Below are 16,500 nucleotides of genomic sequence, written 5' to 3' on the forward strand. Positions count from 1 at the left end.
ATTCCTTAAAATACGTCTTCCCGATATGGGGTTTCCGTCTTCTATTCTGGACCTGCCCGAAGGCAGGCGACAGAAGAAAATGCTTAATTTTGGCTGATTTACCCTTCTTTGCAATCGCTGAAGGTTAATCAAACGGCGGTGGTGCCAGCACCTCGCGGTTACCGTTATGCCCCTGCTCGCTCACAATACCCTGCGCTTCCATCTGCTCGATGATGCGCGCTGCGCGGTTATAGCCGATGCGGAACTGACGCTGCACGCCAGAGATGGACGCTTTGCGTTTTTCGGTAACGAAGTTAACCGCCTGATCGAATAACGGATCCAGCTCTTCGCCGCCGTCGAAGCCACCGCCGCCGCCTTCGCTTTCCGTGTCGCTGGTAATACCGTCAACGTATTGCGGACGACCACGCGCCTTCCAGTCCTGCACGACGGCGTGAACTTCCTCATCGCGGACGAACGCACCGTGGACACGCACCGGAGAGGTGGAGTTCGGGCCGGAATAGAGCATATCACCCATACCCAGCAGCGACTCTGCGCCGCCCTGATCAAGAATGGTACGGGAGTCAATTTTACTGGATACGGTAAAGGCGATACGCGTCGGGATGTTCGCTTTGATAAGACCAGTGATCACGTCCACGGAAGGACGCTGGGTCGCCAGCACAAGGTGAATACCGGCCGCACGCGCTTTCTGCGCCAGACGGGCAATCAGCTCTTCTACTTTCTTACCGACGGTCATCATCAGGTCAGCGAATTCATCGACCAGCACGACGATATAAGGCAGCTTTTCCAGCACCGGATGCTGGGCATCCATGCTGTCACCCGGCTTCCAGTAAGGATCCGGGATCGGACGCCCCATGCGCACAGCCTGGGCAATTTTCTCGTTATAACCGGCCAGGTTACGCACGCCCAACGCAGACATCAGCTTGTAGCGGCGTTCCATCTCGTTGACGCTCCAGCGCAGGGCGTTGGCGGCGTCCTTCATATCGGTGACCACTTCGGTCAGCAAATGTGGGATGCCTTCGTAGACCGACAGTTCGAGCATTTTCGGGTCGATCATAATGAAACGCACATCTTCCGGCTGCGCTTTATAGAGCATGCTGAGGATCATGGCGTTCACACCGACAGACTTACCGGAACCGGTGGTACCCGCTACCAGCAGGTGAGGCATTTTGGCGAGATCCGCGACTACCGGATCGCCAGCGATATCTTTACCCAACACCACGGTCAGCGGGGACGGGTTATCGCGGAATTTGGTGTTATCCAGCACTTCACGCAGGTAGACGGTCTGACGTTTCTTGTTCGGCAGCTCAAGGCCAACGTACGGTTTGCCCGGTATCACTTCCACCACTCGCACCGCAACGGTCGAGAGAGAACGCGCCAGGTCGCGGGACAGGTTGGAAATACGCGCGGCTTTAACGCCGGGCGCCAGGTTCAGTTCAAAACGGGTGATCACAGGACCCGGCGAGTAGTTCACCACGTCCGCTTTGATGCGGAAGTCAGCCAGACGCGCTTCCACCAGACGCGCCATCTGCTCCAGCGCGAAGGTATCGACCGGCTCCACTTCTGACGGCGGAGGCGTTAACAGATCCAGAGACGGCAGCGGCGTGCTTGGACGCTGCAGCGGACGGCTGTCACCGTTACGCATCAGCAGAGGGTGAATCAGACTTTCCTGCGGCTGAGGCGCAGGCTGCTGGAACTGCGGCGGCTGTGGTGGCTGCTGCGGTTGCTGAACAGATTGATGCGGCTGCGCATACGGCTGCTGAACAGGCTGCTGCGGCTGCACGTAGGCCTGTGGTGCTGGCTGCTGGCGCACAGGCTCCGCTTCCGGCATCACGCTCGGGGTAAATAAAGGCTCGCTAGGGCCATCATCCACCAGATCCTTCATCGGCGAGAATTCAAAATCAGACAGCGAGAACGGATTTGCTCCAGCCGGTTGTTCACCGGAATAGCGCTGCTGCTGGGTGGCGGCGAACTGGCGCGCCAATTCTGCTTCAGCCGCGTCCTCTTCGTCTTCCAGCATAGGTTCATCGTGCTGGTATTCATTACCGTAGCGCTGATTCTGCTGCGCGGCGAACTGACGGGCCAGCTCGTCCTGCTGCATTTCATCGGCGTCATCTTCGTACTCAGGCTCGCGCGCTTTCTCTTCCGCCATACGCTGGGAAGGCAGCTTGATGCCATAAGAGGCAAGCTCACGGCGGGTTGGAACGCGAACGCGGTTAGGGCGAGGCAGTTGCGGACCAATCCCCTCCTTCACCTGAGGACGTGGCGCGCCCCCTGTTGCCAGGCTAAAGACAGGTGCAGCCACGGCAGCGGCCGCGGTAGCCTGCTTCACGCTTTCCGCTACGGGTGCGACTGCAGGCGTCGGGTCGATCGGTGGAACGGAAACAGAAGGCGCTTTCGTCACCGGCTCCTGCACCGGTTCAGGCACAGGCTGGTACCAGGCCGCCAGCTGCTCGCGTTCACGCGCACGACGCTCTTCAACTTCTTCAAAATAGTACATTGGTGGACGAGAGGGTTTTACCTCTTCCACGATTTCAGGTTCAGGCTGCGGCTCTACATAAGGCTGCACAGGTTCAACCGGTTCAGGCACATACTCCTGATAAGGTTGGGCCACAGGCTGTTCATAGTGCGGGGACTCTTGCGGTTCATACGCAGGCTGCGGCGGCTGATATGGCTGCTGCCACTGCTCCTGCTGCACAGGGATGTAGCTTTCAGGTTCAGGCGCGATAACCGGCTCCGGCGTGTGAACGCCTGGCGCAGTCTGCCAGTCAACCTGAGGCTGCTGAATAACGGATTCCGGCGGCGAAACCGGCGCGGATGGCATCACGGCGTCGACAGGCGCGGCATACGCCTGCGCAGCGGTCGTCGCGGCTGCGGCGGCTGCAACCGGCTCGGTAACCGAATGGCCATTTAACAGCGGATCGTATTCGTCGAAGTCACCCGGAGTGGCCCGGCTGCCGGAGAAGAGCACATCGTCAGGATCGACGGCGACACCCGCAGCGCGATACGCCACCTGCTCGTCTTCATCCATGCGTTTACCGGAGAAGAGCGCCGCATCGGTTTTACGACCCAGCGGGTTGGCAAATTTCTCTGCAACACGCTGACGACGCGCCAGCGCGCCGCGCAAAATACGCGCACGACGAGACTCGCGACGCTGCACAGGCGCGTCATCTTCCTCTTCATCTTCGTATTCGTCTTCATCAACCCACGTATCGTCACGGCGGGTACGGTTGCTGGCGAAAGTCAGAATGGTGAGGATAAAACTTCCGATCTTCTCGGCAATGCTCACCCAGGACCAGCCGGTAAACAGCGTCAGCCCGGCCGCCCAGATGCAGAGCAGCGCCAGCGTGCCGCCGCTGCTGTGCAGCATCGGCTGCAGCGCAGAACTGAGTAAACTGCCGATCACTCCGCCAGAGGCGAAGTACCAGATATCATCCGCATTGATTGCCGCCAGCCCGCACGAGGTGAGGATCAGCGCCAGCGCGCCAATCAGGCGCAGCGACACGGCAAAATAGTCGATGTAATCATCGTTCTGACGATGACGCCACGCAAACCAGCATCCGCCAATGATAATGACGGGAAGGGTGTAGGCCATCACACCGAAAATGAAGAACAGCGTGTCCGCAAGCCAGGCACCGGGGACACCGCCTAAATTATGGATAGGCTCATGCCATGCAGTTTGTGACCAGCTGGGATCTGAGGGGTTGAAACTGAGTAAGGCTGCCATCAGCCAGACGGCAAAAAGGGCAATAACAATCAGCAAAGCCTCGAGGAGACGACGTCCGCTGCTTAGCTTCGATAGTGTGACTTCTTTGTCTTCAGTGTATTCCTGGCTCAAAAAAGGCTCTCCAGGTATCAGGCATATCCTGCCTTTTTGCTAAAACGGACAACAGCGCCGGGACTCCCCGGCACTGTTGCTGTATGGATTAACAGGAGTGTAATCAAACTACGCTGATTTTGCACCTGTTCCGTGTTAGCGCGTCTTAATAACCAGACGATTGCTCTGTTTGACCTCTTCCATCACCACATATGTACGGGTGTCGTTCACGCCTGGCAGACGCAGCAGGGTTTCCCCCAGCAGCTTACGGTAGGCGGACATATCAGGCACACGGGTTTTCAACAGGTAGTCGAAATCACCGGATACCAGATGACACTCTTGAATTTCTTCAAGTTTTTGTACAGCGGCGTTAAATTGCTCAAACACATCCGGCGCACCACGATTCAGAGTAATCTCAACAAATACCAGAAGTGAGGCATCCAGATAATGCGGGTTCAGCAGAGCAGTATAGCCCTGAATGAAACCCTGTCTTTCCAGTCGGCGCACACGCTCAAGGCACGGCGTCGGGGAAAGTCCCACACGTTTTGAAAGCTCGACGTTGGAAATACGCCCATCCTTTTGCAATTCATTAAGAATGTTACGATCGATACGGTCGAGATCTTTGCCAGGGCGCTTCTTGCTATCTACCATTATTATTGTCTCTCTGTATTCCTTCCCTACTCCTGCCTGGACCCTGTGCACATCACTGTTCAGAGCCTGTACCCGTTAGTCATCACATCGCCTGGTTTTGTATTAGACGCGATGCGGATTCGGGTTCTGTTGGTAAGAAGACCGTTGCCCGAAGGCAGTCACCGACATCACGTATGGCGTCTGTCCACGCCATGCGTAGATTTCACTGACCCGGTAAAAATGGCATTTACGTGCATGCCTATGCGGCATACGGTTAACGCGGTTTTTTTTCTTCCTTGAATGTTTTCGCAAAAGCGCAGGGGATTGTCAAAGCAAAACATCGTTTTTTAGTACAACATGCCGGATATTCATTACGGCAGGGTATTAATCCTCATTTTATTGCCTTACAAACGACCGGTTTTCAGGCGAAAGCGTGATGTTATAGCGCGCCACTCATCGTCTGTGGCTATTACACAGATTGATATCAAAATTGCTGCGCTCTTTTTTTACGACAACAAATTCCCTACAATCCAGCCAAATGTCTGCCAACAACAATGGGGATCTCATGGGCACGGCCAAACACAGTAAGCTGCTAATCCTTGGTTCTGGACCTGCGGGATATACCGCAGCAGTCTATGCTGCACGCGCTAACCTGCACCCGGTACTCATCACCGGCATGGAAAAAGGCGGTCAGCTGACCACCACCACCGAAGTGGAAAACTGGCCAGGGGACCCGAACGACCTGACCGGGCCGCTGCTGATGGAACGTATGCACGAGCATGCCGCTAAATTCGAAACTGAAATTCTGTTCGACCACATCAATAAGGTCGATCTGCAGAACCGTCCGTTCCGCCTGACGGGCGACAGCGGCGAATACACCTGTGACGCGCTGATCGTTGCCACCGGCGCCTCTGCCCGTTACCTCGGCCTGCCATCTGAAGAAGCGTTCAAAGGCCGCGGCGTCTCTGCCTGCGCAACCTGTGACGGTTTCTTCTACCGCAATCAGAAAGTCGCGGTCATCGGCGGCGGCAACACCGCAGTGGAAGAAGCGCTCTATCTGGCGAACATTGCCTCTGAAGTGCATCTGATCCACCGTCGCGAAACCTTCCGCGCGGAGAAGATCCTGATCAAACGTCTGATGGATAAAGTGGCCAGCGGCAACATCGTGCTGCATACCAACCGTACCCTGGAAGAGGTGACGGGAGACCAGATGGGCGTTGCCGGTCTGCGTATCCGTGATACCCAGAACACCGATAACGTCGAAACGCTTGAAGTGGCGGGTCTGTTTGTGGCGATCGGTCACAGCCCGAACACCGCGATCTTCGACGGTCAGCTGGAGCTGGAAAACGGCTACATCAAAGTGCAGTCCGGCATTCACGGTAACGCAACCCAGACCAGCATCCCGGGCGTGTTCGCGGCTGGCGACGTAATGGACCATATTTATCGTCAGGCGATCACCTCTGCGGGCACCGGCTGTATGGCCGCGCTGGACGCTGAACGCTACCTCGATGGACTGGCTGAACAAACTAAATAATCTTTACAAGTCAGTAACAAACGTAAATAAAGGCGGCGATAAGTCGCCTTTATTGTCTCCCCGTTGTAACATTGCGCTGCCCAATTTCTAATAACGTCACCTGCAAAGTACGCAATGGAAAAAACCCGTCAACAAGAGTTAACACGCTGGCTGAAACAGCAAAGCGTTATTTCCCGCCGCTGGCTTACGATTTCCCGTCTCCTGGGGTTCGTTAGCGGTCTGTTGATTGTTGCCCAGGCATGGCTGCTGGCCCGCATTCTTAATCACATGATCATGGAGAACATCCCGCGCGAAGCGCTGTTGCTGCCTTTTATTGTCCTGATCCTGATTTTTATCCTGCGCGCCTGGGTGGTGTGGCTGCGTGAGCGCGTCGGTTTTCACGCCGGTCAGCACATCCGCTACGAGATCCGCCGCCAGGTGCTCGATCGTCTTCAGGAAGCCGGGCCCGCGTGGATCCAGGGTAAACCTGCCGGTAGCTGGGCGACGCTGATCCTTGAGCAGATTGACGATATGCACGACTACTATGCGCGCTATCTGCCGCAGATGGCCCTTGCCGTCTTCGTTCCGCTGCTGATCGTGATCGCCATCTTCCCGGTGAACTGGATGGCTGCGCTGATTCTGATGGGCACCGCCCCGCTGATCCCGCTGTTTATGGCGCTGGTCGGCATGGGTGCAGCGGATGCCAACCGCCGTAACTTCCTGGCACTGGGTCGCCTGAGCGGTCATTTCCTCGATCGTCTTCGAGGCATGGAGACATTACGCATTTTTGGCCGCGGTGAAGCAGAAACCGAAAACATTCGCCAGGCATCGCAGGACTTCCGTCAGCGCACCATGGAAGTGTTACGCCTCGCCTTCTTATCTTCCGGCGTACTGGAATTCTTTACCTCACTGTCGATTGCCCTCGTGGCGGTCTATTTCGGCTTCTCCTATCTCGGCGCGCTGGATTTCGGCCATTACGGCACGGCGGTAACCCTTTCTGCCGGCTTCCTGGCGCTGATCCTAGCCCCGGAGTTTTTCCAGCCGCTTCGCGATCTGGGAACCTTCTATCACGCCAAAGCGCAGGCGGTTGGCGCAGCCGATAGTCTGAAAACGTTCCTGGAAACGCCGCTGGCACACCCGGAGCGGGGTGACGTGACCCTGAATGCTAAAGACCCCGTGACGATTGAAGCGCAGGACTTTTCTATTCTGTCACCCGAAGGCAAAGTGCTCGCGGGTCCGCTGAACTTTACCTTACCTGCCGGACAACGGGTGGTGCTCGTCGGCACCAGCGGTTCCGGTAAAAGCTCGCTCCTGAATGCGCTATCCGGCTTTATGGCCTACACGGGTTCACTGCGGATCAACAAAACCGAACTGCGTAACCTCGATCCAGACGCCTGGCGTAAACAGCTCAGTTGGGTAGGACAAAACCCGCAGCTTCCAGCCTCTACGCTGCGTGAAAACATCCTGCTGGCGCGCCCGGACGCGCGTGAAGATGAACTGCAGTCGGTGCTCGACCGCGCCTGGGTCAGCGAGTTTCTGTCGCTGCTTCAGCAGGGGGTAGATACCGTGGTCGGCGACCAGTCCGCCGGGCTGTCGGTCGGACAGGCGCAGCGCGTGGCCGTTGCCCGCGCGTTGTTGAATCCTTGTCAGCTGATGCTGCTGGATGAGCCCGCCGCCAGCCTGGATGCCCACAGCGAGCAGCGCGTGATGGAGGCCCTGAACGCCGCCTCCCTGCAGCAAACCACCCTGATGGTTACCCACCAGCTGGAGGGGATTGCCGACTGGGACCAGATCTGGGTCATGGAGGACGGCTGTATTGTTGAGCAAGGCGATTACGCCTCTCTCGTTGCCGCCCAGGGACCGTTTGCCGCCCTGCTGGCGAACCGTCAGGAGGACATCTGATGCGTGCTCTGCTGCCTTATCTTGCGCTCTATAAACGCCACAAATGGATGCTGACGCTGGGGATTGTGCTGGCGATTGTCACGCTGCTCGCCAGCATTGGCCTGCTCACGCTTTCCGGCTGGTTCCTGTCGGCCTCGGCCGTCGCGGGCTTTGCCGGTTTATACAGCTTCAACTATATGCTCCCGGCTGCCGGTGTTCGCGGTACCGCCATCACCCGTACAGCCGGGCGCTATTTCGAACGTCTTGTCAGCCACGACGCCACTTTCCGCGTGCTGCAGCACCTGCGCATCTACACCTTTAGCAAACTGCTGCCCCTCTCCCCTGCCGGGCTGGCGCGTTTTCGTCAGGGTGAGTTACTTAACCGTGTCGTTGCGGATGTCGACACGCTGGATCACCTGTACCTGCGCGTGATTTCCCCGATCGTGGGCGCGTTTGTGGTGATTGTGGTGGTCACGCTGGGGCTGTCTGTTCTGGATGTTTCCGTTGCGCTGACGCTGGGCGGGATCATGCTGCTGACGCTCATCATTCTGCCGCCGCTGTTTTACCGCGCCGGGAAATCCACCGGGGAAAACCTGACGCGCCTGCGCGGAGACTACCGCCAGCAGCTCACCTCCTGGCTTCAGGGGCAGGCAGAGCTGACGATTTTTGGCGCCAGCAAGCGCTATCGCGCCCGCATGGAAAGTACGGAGCTTAACTGGCATGAGGCCCAGCGCCGCCAGTCGGAGCTGACGGCCTTCTCTCAGGCGCTGATGATGTTAATCGGCGGCGTGGCGGTGATTGCCATGCTGTGGCTGGCTTCCGGCGATGTCGGGGGGAATTCACAGCCGGGTCCTCTTATTGCCCTTTTCGTCTTCTGCGCGCTGGCGGCGTTTGAGGCGCTGGCCCCGGTAACGGGCGCCTTCCAGCATCTGGGCCAGGTGATCGCCTCTGCCCTGCGCATCACGCAGATTGCCGAGCAGGAGCCTGAAGTCACGTTCAGTGCCGGGCAGACCGCGGTACCAGAGCAGGTTGCGCTGACGCTTGAAGATGTCACCTTCGCCTATGACAAACAGGCGCAGAACGCGCTGGACGGTATCAACCTTTCTGTTAATGCAGGACAGCGGATGGCGATCCTCGGCCGTACCGGCTGCGGTAAATCGACGCTGCTGCAGTTGCTGACCCGCGCCTGGGATCCGCAGCGCGGACAGATTCGTTTTAATAACACGTTGCTGACCGATTTCAGCGAGCAGGCCCTGCGCAAGACGGTGAGCGTCGTTCCGCAGCGCGTGCATCTGTTTAGCGCCATACTGCGCGATAACCTGCTGCTGGCCGCGCCAGAGGCCTCTGATGATGCGCTTCGCGCCGTGCTGGAGCAGGTCGGGCTGCAAAAACTGCTTGAGGACGACGGGCTAAACAGCTGGCTGGGCGAAGGCGGCCGTCAGCTGTCCGGCGGTGAACTGCGCCGTCTGGCAATTGCGCGCGCGCTGCTGCACGATGCGCCGCTGATGCTGCTCGACGAACCCACCGAGGGGCTGGATGCCACCACCGAGAGCCAAATCCTTGATTTGCTGGCGAATGTCATGACCGGCAAAACCGTGCTGATGGTCACACACCGCCTGCGCGGACTGGCGAGTTTTGATCGGATAATTGTGATGGACAACGGACACATTATTGAGCAAGGTAGTCACGCAGAGCTGTTGGCGAAACAGGGTCGCTACTACCAGTTTAAACAGCGTCTGTAGACTATATTTGTAGCGTCCTTACTCGCGTACTGGAGTTTTGCTGTCATGCGCCTGGTCCAGCTTTCTCGTCATAACATCGCGTTCCCTTCTCCGGAAGGGGCGCTGCGTGAGCCCAACGGGCTGCTGGCCCTTGGTGGTGACCTCAGTCCCGCGCGGCTATTAATGGCGTACCAGCGCGGTATCTTCCCCTGGTTTTCCCCCGGCGATCCGATTTTATGGTGGTCCCCCGATCCGCGCGCCGTGCTGTGGCCAGCGCAGTTTCACGCGAGCCGCAGCATGAAGCGTTTCCATGCGAAATCACCCTATCGCGTCACCCTCAACCACGCTTTTGGTCAGGTCATTGAAGGCTGCGCTGAAGACCGCTATGAAGGGACATGGATAACCCGCGATATTATTACCGCCTACCACCAGCTCCACGAGCTTGGCTATGCCCACTCCATCGAGGTGTGGGAAGGCGGAGCACTCGTCGGCGGCATGTACGGCGTGGCGCAAGGCACCCTATTTTGCGGCGAGTCGATGTTCTCTCGTGCGGTTAACGCCTCGAAAACCGCACTGCTGGTCTTCTGCGAGGCGTTTGCCCAGCGCGGCGGACGCCTGATCGATTGTCAGGTGCTCAACGAGCATACCGCTTCCCTGGGTGCCGTTGAAATTCCGCGGCGCCAGTACATCGAACAGCTGGATGCCAGCCGTCAGGAGAAGCTCCCGCGCGACTTCTGGATACCAAGAACGCTCTTTATGCCCAATGCCTAAATGTTTTCCGCATATTTTTTGTGAGGGTGTTATAATTATGCCGCAGAGTAGCTTCTGCCTGTTGCCCCGCCGCCGTTTGGGACCCTCGCTTCAGATAACGTCCTGACGTTTATCCTGTCGTCTCCCCTTTACGAATGCGCTTCCTGTTCGGTTGTACCGTGACGCTTGGGCAATGCGCCGAAACTGTTTTGCTGCGTTTTAATCGCGCAATTCTTTACTTAATTGATGAATTTCGGCATTATCTTGCCGGTTCAAAACTTGGTAGTGATACCCCAGAGGATTAGATGGCCAAAGAAGACAATATTGAAATGCAGGGTACCGTACTTGATACGTTGCCTAATACCATGTTTCGCGTAGAGCTGGAAAACGGTCACGTGGTAACTGCGCACATCTCCGGTAAAATGCGCAAAAACTACATCCGCATTTTGACGGGCGACAAAGTGACTGTTGAACTGACCCCGTACGACCTGAGCAAAGGCCGCATTGTCTTCCGTAGTCGCTAATTGTTTTCGCCTGTAATGGCAGATGAATATTAATTAAGGCCGGGATTTTCCCGGCCTTACTTTTTTGTGCTGCAGGCTATTATTTGAACAATTATTTGTCCGTTCGATTCAGCGTCAGGGCTGTCTGTTCGACAGCAATGCCCTTTTAATGGCTGTGTCTGGCTATGCTATCAGCCGTTTGCCACCTGATAACCTATATTTATCAAAGCATCAAGCTCGTCTTTTGCAAACAACCTTGCCCGGTAGCATTCACCAGAGAACTCTGGATAGCCATCCATCGAGCAAATCAGATCGTAGATTGTGGCAATAATATGGCCTGTTGCATCGCTGATAAAGAAAGAGCGTGCGTGGTTGGTGTAGATGCCATAGTAGTCACCATAATCTATTGCTGCCCCCATAAAATCAGTGACCTGAGGAACACGATCGGAGGGTAACTGGATAATGCTACCTGCCTGGGTTGCTGTATTGGCGACGAGATCAACAGCATAGAACATGACTCTCGCAGGATCGGTTTTGTAAGAATCAGCCGTTGAATCACGTGTAATATCTCGAGTCACCGCATTGCCTTCATTATCCACGCAGGAGCGATTATCAAAGAGCGAAAGAACAAATTTTCCTTCAGTCTCATTGCTTAACCCAGCAAAAGCGCTATTTTTAGTGACGAATACGGTATGAGCGCCATTTTCAAAACTCTCAATACCGGAAGTATCTATCTGCGTAACGCCCTGTCCTGTGGCGAAATTACCGTTAAATCCCCCGGTATTAATACTCCATAATATCTTGCCGTCGGCAGGAGAAATACCAAACGTCAGGCCTGCAGAACGAGTATGGACAACAATCGCTTCAGCATTTGCCTCGCCTGCGGGGATCCAGGAAAGCGAGTTAAGGTGAGCATCGTTTGTGGGGCTATTATTCAGGATCTGAGTATTATCAAATGCACGAGTATAATTTTTTGCCCACAGCATCACGCCTGTCTTTTCATCAAATTTTAAAATTGATGCGTCCTGTCTCATCGTGTTGGTCGAACGGTCCGGGTTATCATTACCAATCATGAAAAGATTATCGGCGGAATCCCAAATCAGGTCGTGGGTGTTAGCATAGCGGTTACCATCGCGGTCACGTAAATCAAACTCCAGAATCTCGTTGCCCAAAATATCGATTTTGAAAAAGCGTCGCCCATACCAGTGTTCATCTTCATCACTGCCGATATAGAAATAACCATTATGCGTTTTTAGCATCTGATTACGGTAGGGCTGAGCATAATAGCAGCGAAGATCGCCGTTCCGGTCGTAGCCATCACAATTGGTAGTCATTAACCAACTGTTTCCCCATACGGTCGTGAAGTTAGCGGGATCCGTTTGCTCAATATCGATATGGAAAATCGTCCCATCGCGGTAGAGTTGTTGCTGTGTGCTTACCTGGATGGTTTGATTAAAAACTTCCACTCCGCTAAGGTTTTTAAAGACAACCTGCACCTGGTTAAGGTAGTTTGCATACAGTCCAATAACCGGAATTTTTATCTCAGGTAAAGAGACAATGTCATTTGAAGAATACGTAAAGTCTAAACTTGTCGTGCTAGTCGATCTTCCCAGTACCGTATAGGAATATGTTATCGCCTCATCAATTATAAACTTCAGATAGACCGCAAGCTGGTTGTTAGCAGGGGCGAGTTCCATTCCAAGATAGGTAATTGCCATATTATTCACCTGTTGTTAATTATTACTGTGTAACTTCTTTTACTCGCATCTCATTCACCTGTTGGGGAATGATCTTATTTCCTTTCACCAGATAATCAATAACCGCATTGGAAAGGTTATATCCACCTTTTACCTGTTTGTTCTGACCATCAATGAATGCAGTAAAGCCATCACCACCAGGGGCAAGGAAACTATTTGTCGCTACGCGATAGGTATCAGAGTCTACAATTGGCTTGCCATTAAGCGTAAGTAGCACAACGCGTTGCCCGACAGGTTTATGTTGGTCGTAGCGCATCTCCAGTCCTTTCGACATCTGCAAAACACCGTTAGTGAGTGACGCACTATGCTCCATAAGATTTCGTAAGGATTTCCCATTCAAATCCATTACGGTAAGCTCATTTGGAAACGGGAACGCGCTAATAACATCGCCGAGGGTTATCGGACCGGCATTCAAATCAGCCCGCAGACCACCTGAATTAGTGAGCGCCAGTTGCGCATCAGGCGCAGCAGCAAGCATTGCATCGGTAAATAAATTGCCCAGCGAAGATGATTCCCCGTAGGCGCGCGTAAGCGTAACAGGCGTCTCTCCAACTTTTTGGCGAACCGTTTCGGAGAGCTGTTTATTCCAGCTATCAATAACACTCTGAGTTGCCGGATCGGGTTTCCATTCATCAGCGTAAAGGGTCTTAAGTTCGAAGCTTTTTATTTTGTTGTGATGTTTTTTTAGATCCACATCCAGGACCAGCTTACCAATATCAATCCCACCGCTGTCAGTCGAAAGCACCAGCGTGTTACCTACTTTAAGCGGCTCCGGCGTCCCAACATGCGCATGTCCGGTAATCAGGATATCCAGTCCTTTCACCTGCTTCGCCGTCTGGATATCCTTATCAAGGGCGCGTTTGACATCAGTATTGCCGATACTGGACTGGCGTGCAGGGAAACCTTCATGCATGAGTGCAACGGTTATATCTACTTTTCCACGTAGTTCATCCAGATAACGCTGGAGATATTTCACCTCGTCACGCGCTTCAATGCCCTGACGCATTGACGATGAAACGGTATCATCAAAAGCGAATACGCCATGCAACCCAATGACCCCAATTTTAATGCCATCCTTTTCAAGGATTGTATACGGCTTATTCCAGAAAAGGACATTACTATTTTTATAAAACACGTTACCTAACAGTATCGGGAATTTAGCCTGACTGAGCTGTATCAGCGTATTATCCCAACCATGGTCGAACTCATGATTGCCGACAGACGCAGCATCAAATGACATTGTATTCATAATATCTATGATTGCCCGCCCTTTTGTCAGGCTGCTAATGTACGGACCGGTAAAGTAATCTCCAGCATCGAAATAAAAAGTAGCCTTATTCTTTTGCTTTTCTTGCTTAACGTAAGTCGCAATATTTGCGAAGCCACCGACAGCTCTTTTACCTTCTGCAACATAAGGGAGTTTATAGGGCTCAACATGTGCATGCAGGTCATTGGTATAAATGACGGTAACGTCCTGCGCTGGACTTAGCGAAGCATATCCCGATAGTAATAAAACCGCGATTACTGTTTTTTTCATTTTTTAACTCTCGAATTAAAGAAAGAATTTCATTATCGATTAGCAAAAAACAGATTTTGTGAACCTTCTCACGACATATGAAAAAGGGAGACGCGAAAATTTACGACTAACAGAATCAGTTGGTGAAGCACATGGAATCCGCTCCAAAAATAGATCTCAATGTTTGTAAAAGCTGGTCATGTCCAAATCTCGGCATACCAGATGCGAGTGATTATGTTTTTCCTGTTTATCGTCTGGGCTACGCTGCTCTTGAATGTCAAAAATGTGGCAGTCTTCCTCCACTGTTTAATACAAAAGAATGTGACGAGTGGTTCAGTCAATTCATGCAACGAAAATTAGGAAATACAGGACAAGGTTGTCCCCGCTGTTTTACAGCGCACATCATTCGCTATGGATACACAAAAGCCAGAACACCCCGCTTTCAATGTTGTACCTGCCGTTATGTATTTACTCCACACTATGACAATGCTGTAGGCCGGAATACAAATATCACCCTTCTTTCCCAGCTCGAACAAGGGGTGCACTCTGGTGAAACGACAAACCAAAGGGTCCTTGCGCAAGCGGTTAACGGTTTCGAACACGATCTGCATGTTTCGCTCCCTGCGCTAACAAGGGTGTCAACGACCACAATGGTTATACCGTTTCAGGGTCATTCTGCGAGGCAGAAACTGTATGTTGTAATCAGTGCCGATGCTGGCTCCGGCAAAATTATTCAAGTAACAACCAACTATTGCGACTGGAAGGCAGGTAATTCATTGCTCTATCAGGGTTCTAAGTCTTTCCCTTCTTCGATACTACCGTCGAGCGACACCGATGTTATTCGGGAGCAAGAAATGCAATTTCTTAAACGGAGCCAATTTGATGAAATTCAGTACGGTAGTGCCGAGCTTAAGCGAAACGACCGGGGAAGCATGGTCCGTCCTGTCATTACCATACACAGTCATTTCCAGAGATTAAAACGACGCTTCACGGGTGTAACCGATCATTATCTCGCCCATGAGTGCGTTTTGCGCGGCGGGGCTATAACTGCCTGGTCAACAGAAGTTCGACTTGGGAAAACCGATCTTTGGTTTGTGTCTGAAAATATTGAAAACGCCAACCTCTCTGACAAAGCATTTTGCCTTACTGGTAGCTGGAAAATGGGATGGTGGAAAAATGTGTGGCAGCGTTGGGATAATGGCGAGATATGCAAGATGATTGGCCTGCTGACCGGACAGCAAAGTACAGCGGAGCCCGCGTTGATTTCACTTGCATCCTGCACTGCATTTGCTGTCTGGCTGAAATCCCATCCATGGTCATTACAGTGTCATAACTTTGGGGCGCGGGTAGTGAGCCAGCATTTAGTGGGTCTTGGCTGTATTTATAACCAACAGATGAAGGAAAATTCAGGCCGTTAAGGACTACATAACGCGAGCTGTACGGCAGCGAACTGAAAGCGATGCACTATTTTTTATTGTCATCAAAAGTTATTAACCTCTTCCTGTAACACCCACTTTTCCGAAGATTAATCCATTTGGCGTCAGAGGAACTCCCCCGACGCCTCGGATCGACGTCAGGAAATAATGTGAATTACCGTTTTTGCACTTTGAGGTGCAACGACATCTGCGGCCATCGAATGCGTTATGTCATGCAGCAGTCCCGTCAGGTGCGGCAACATATCGCGGTCAAAATGCGATACCAGCAGTATGTGGTTTAACGCCCGGCAGTAATCACACTGTGCTTCGGTATCTTCCAGCAGCCACTCTTTTTGTCGCGGTTGTTCCGCTTCGTCCTCAAATTCCACCACCTGAAAATCACGCATTGATTCTGTGAGGCCAGCTTTCATTTCTTCCAGATACGCACCCAGGCAGCGGCAGACGGGCTGCGTTTGTGGGAGTGATGTGCAGCCGAGGAGGATTTCAGTGAGCAGTTTGCAGCGCTCTGCAAGGGTTGGGAGATCGGGGTTGAGGGAGAGTTCGCTGTAAAGCAGTGAAAGATTGTTATGTTCCATTTGATTTTGACTCCGTGTGAAATGATGAGATCTCCACCCGAACGCCAACTCAGGTGGCAGACTGAACCGGTTTGGCGTACCGACCCACACGGGAAAATCGGCGCTTCAAAAGAAGCCCCGGTTCAGCCCACCATAATTGAGTCTGCGGATTATATCGCTAGCTTTCAAAAGTGTGAACGAACCTGATGATAGTTGACGTATCAACATCATTTCTCGTGTGTAATCAGGACGCCAATCCTGACACTTGATTTTGCAGGTGCGCCGCCATTTTATTACTGTGGATTTATCCAGCAACTGACTTCGAAAGAAACTGGAAAGCGCCTCGCAAAATTCCTCTGCGGCCTGATGCCCTCACCCCAACCCTCTCCCACAGGGAGAGGGAGAAAACACTAAAAACGACAACA

General features: G+C 53.4%; 11 protein-coding genes. 6 read left to right on the plus strand and 5 right to left on the minus strand.

Features of this window, described 5'->3' with window-relative positions:
- Positions 1-124 precede the first annotated feature (124 nt).
- Entirely contained in the window at positions 125-3,835 is a 3,711-nt protein-coding gene (locus M2422_RS07055) for a DNA translocase FtsK 4TM domain-containing protein (RefSeq protein WP_064672210.1), read from the minus strand.
- A 135-nt stretch (positions 3,836-3,970) separates the two neighbouring features.
- Positions 3,971-4,465 carry a leucine-responsive transcriptional regulator Lrp gene (lrp, locus tag M2422_RS07060; protein ID WP_000228469.1) on the minus strand — a complete coding sequence of 165 codons (495 nt, stop codon included), beginning with the start codon at positions 4,463-4,465 and terminating at the stop codon, positions 3,971-3,973.
- A gap of 544 nt (positions 4,466-5,009) precedes the next feature.
- Here lrp and trxB point away from each other — a divergent pair.
- The 5 genes from trxB (at position 5,010) to infA (ending at position 10,833) form a co-directional block, all read left to right on the plus strand.
- On the plus strand, positions 5,010-5,978 hold the full coding sequence (gene trxB, locus M2422_RS07065; protein ID WP_064672209.1) for a thioredoxin-disulfide reductase: 969 nt from the start codon (positions 5,010-5,012) through the stop codon (positions 5,976-5,978).
- 114 nt (positions 5,979-6,092) lie between these two features.
- Positions 6,093-7,859 (plus strand): heme ABC transporter permease/ATP-binding protein CydD, encoded by a 1,767-nt coding sequence (locus M2422_RS07070; RefSeq protein ID WP_064672208.1) that lies wholly within the window; start codon positions 6,093-6,095, stop codon positions 7,857-7,859.
- A complete protein-coding gene (locus tag M2422_RS07075) occupies positions 7,859-9,580 on the plus strand; it encodes a heme ABC transporter ATP-binding protein/permease CydC (RefSeq protein ID WP_064672207.1) in 1,722 nt (573 codons plus the stop codon). The genes M2422_RS07070 and M2422_RS07075 overlap by 1 nt, the downstream gene beginning before the upstream one ends.
- A gap of 45 nt (positions 9,581-9,625) precedes the next feature.
- Positions 9,626-10,330, plus strand: coding sequence for a leucyl/phenylalanyl-tRNA--protein transferase (aat, locus tag M2422_RS07080; protein WP_023310978.1), 705 nt, complete (start codon positions 9,626-9,628; stop codon positions 10,328-10,330).
- A gap of 284 nt (positions 10,331-10,614) precedes the next feature.
- Positions 10,615-10,833 carry a translation initiation factor IF-1 gene (infA, locus tag M2422_RS07085; protein ID WP_002211347.1) on the plus strand — a complete coding sequence of 73 codons (219 nt, stop codon included), beginning with the start codon at positions 10,615-10,617 and terminating at the stop codon, positions 10,831-10,833.
- A 170-nt stretch (positions 10,834-11,003) separates the two neighbouring features.
- Here infA and M2422_RS07090 read toward each other — a convergent pair whose 3' ends face one another.
- On the minus strand, positions 11,004-12,530 hold the full coding sequence (locus tag M2422_RS07090; RefSeq protein ID WP_064672206.1) for an aryl-sulfate sulfotransferase: 1,527 nt from the start codon (positions 12,528-12,530) through the stop codon (positions 11,004-11,006).
- 22 nt (positions 12,531-12,552) lie between these two features.
- Positions 12,553-14,106: a bifunctional UDP-sugar hydrolase/5'-nucleotidase gene (locus tag M2422_RS07095; RefSeq protein WP_064672205.1), complete on the minus strand. Its 1,554-nt coding sequence runs from the start codon at positions 14,104-14,106 to the stop codon at positions 12,553-12,555.
- Between the two features lie 122 nt (positions 14,107-14,228).
- Between M2422_RS07095 and M2422_RS07100 the strand changes: the two genes are divergently transcribed.
- Positions 14,229-15,503: a hypothetical protein gene (locus M2422_RS07100; RefSeq protein WP_259140300.1), complete on the plus strand. Its 1,275-nt coding sequence runs from the start codon at positions 14,229-14,231 to the stop codon at positions 15,501-15,503.
- A gap of 155 nt (positions 15,504-15,658) precedes the next feature.
- Here the strand turns inward: M2422_RS07100 and M2422_RS07105 are convergent, their stop codons facing one another.
- A complete protein-coding gene (locus M2422_RS07105; RefSeq protein ID WP_064672203.1) occupies positions 15,659-16,096 on the minus strand; it encodes a hypothetical protein in 438 nt (145 codons plus the stop codon).
- Positions 16,097-16,500: the final 404 nt, after the last annotated feature.

This window comes from Enterobacter sp. SLBN-59, from assembly GCF_024807915.1.
GTDB lineage: Bacteria > Pseudomonadota > Gammaproteobacteria > Enterobacterales > Enterobacteriaceae > Enterobacter > Enterobacter asburiae_B.

Bases quoted from the DNA above. Each gene is read 5' to 3' on its own strand.
- M2422_RS07105 (WP_064672203.1), bottom strand. From the start codon at position 16,096: ATGGAACATAACAATCTTTCACTGCTTTACAGCGAACTCTCCCTCAAC.
- M2422_RS07090 (WP_064672206.1), bottom strand. From the start codon at position 12,530: ATGGCAATTACCTATCTTGGAATGGAACTCGCCCCTGCTAACAACCAG.
- M2422_RS07095 (WP_064672205.1), bottom strand. From the start codon at position 14,106: ATGAAAAAAACAGTAATCGCGGTTTTATTACTATCGGGATATGCTTCG.
- infA (WP_002211347.1), top strand. From the start codon at position 10,615: ATGGCCAAAGAAGACAATATTGAAATGCAGGGTACCGTACTTGATACG.
- aat (WP_023310978.1), top strand. From the start codon at position 9,626: ATGCGCCTGGTCCAGCTTTCTCGTCATAACATCGCGTTCCCTTCTCCG.
- M2422_RS07070 (WP_064672208.1), top strand. From the start codon at position 6,093: ATGGAAAAAACCCGTCAACAAGAGTTAACACGCTGGCTGAAACAGCAA.
- trxB (WP_064672209.1), top strand. From the start codon at position 5,010: ATGGGCACGGCCAAACACAGTAAGCTGCTAATCCTTGGTTCTGGACCT.
- lrp (WP_000228469.1), bottom strand. From the start codon at position 4,465: ATGGTAGATAGCAAGAAGCGCCCTGGCAAAGATCTCGACCGTATCGAT.
- M2422_RS07075 (WP_064672207.1), top strand. From the start codon at position 7,859: ATGCGTGCTCTGCTGCCTTATCTTGCGCTCTATAAACGCCACAAATGG.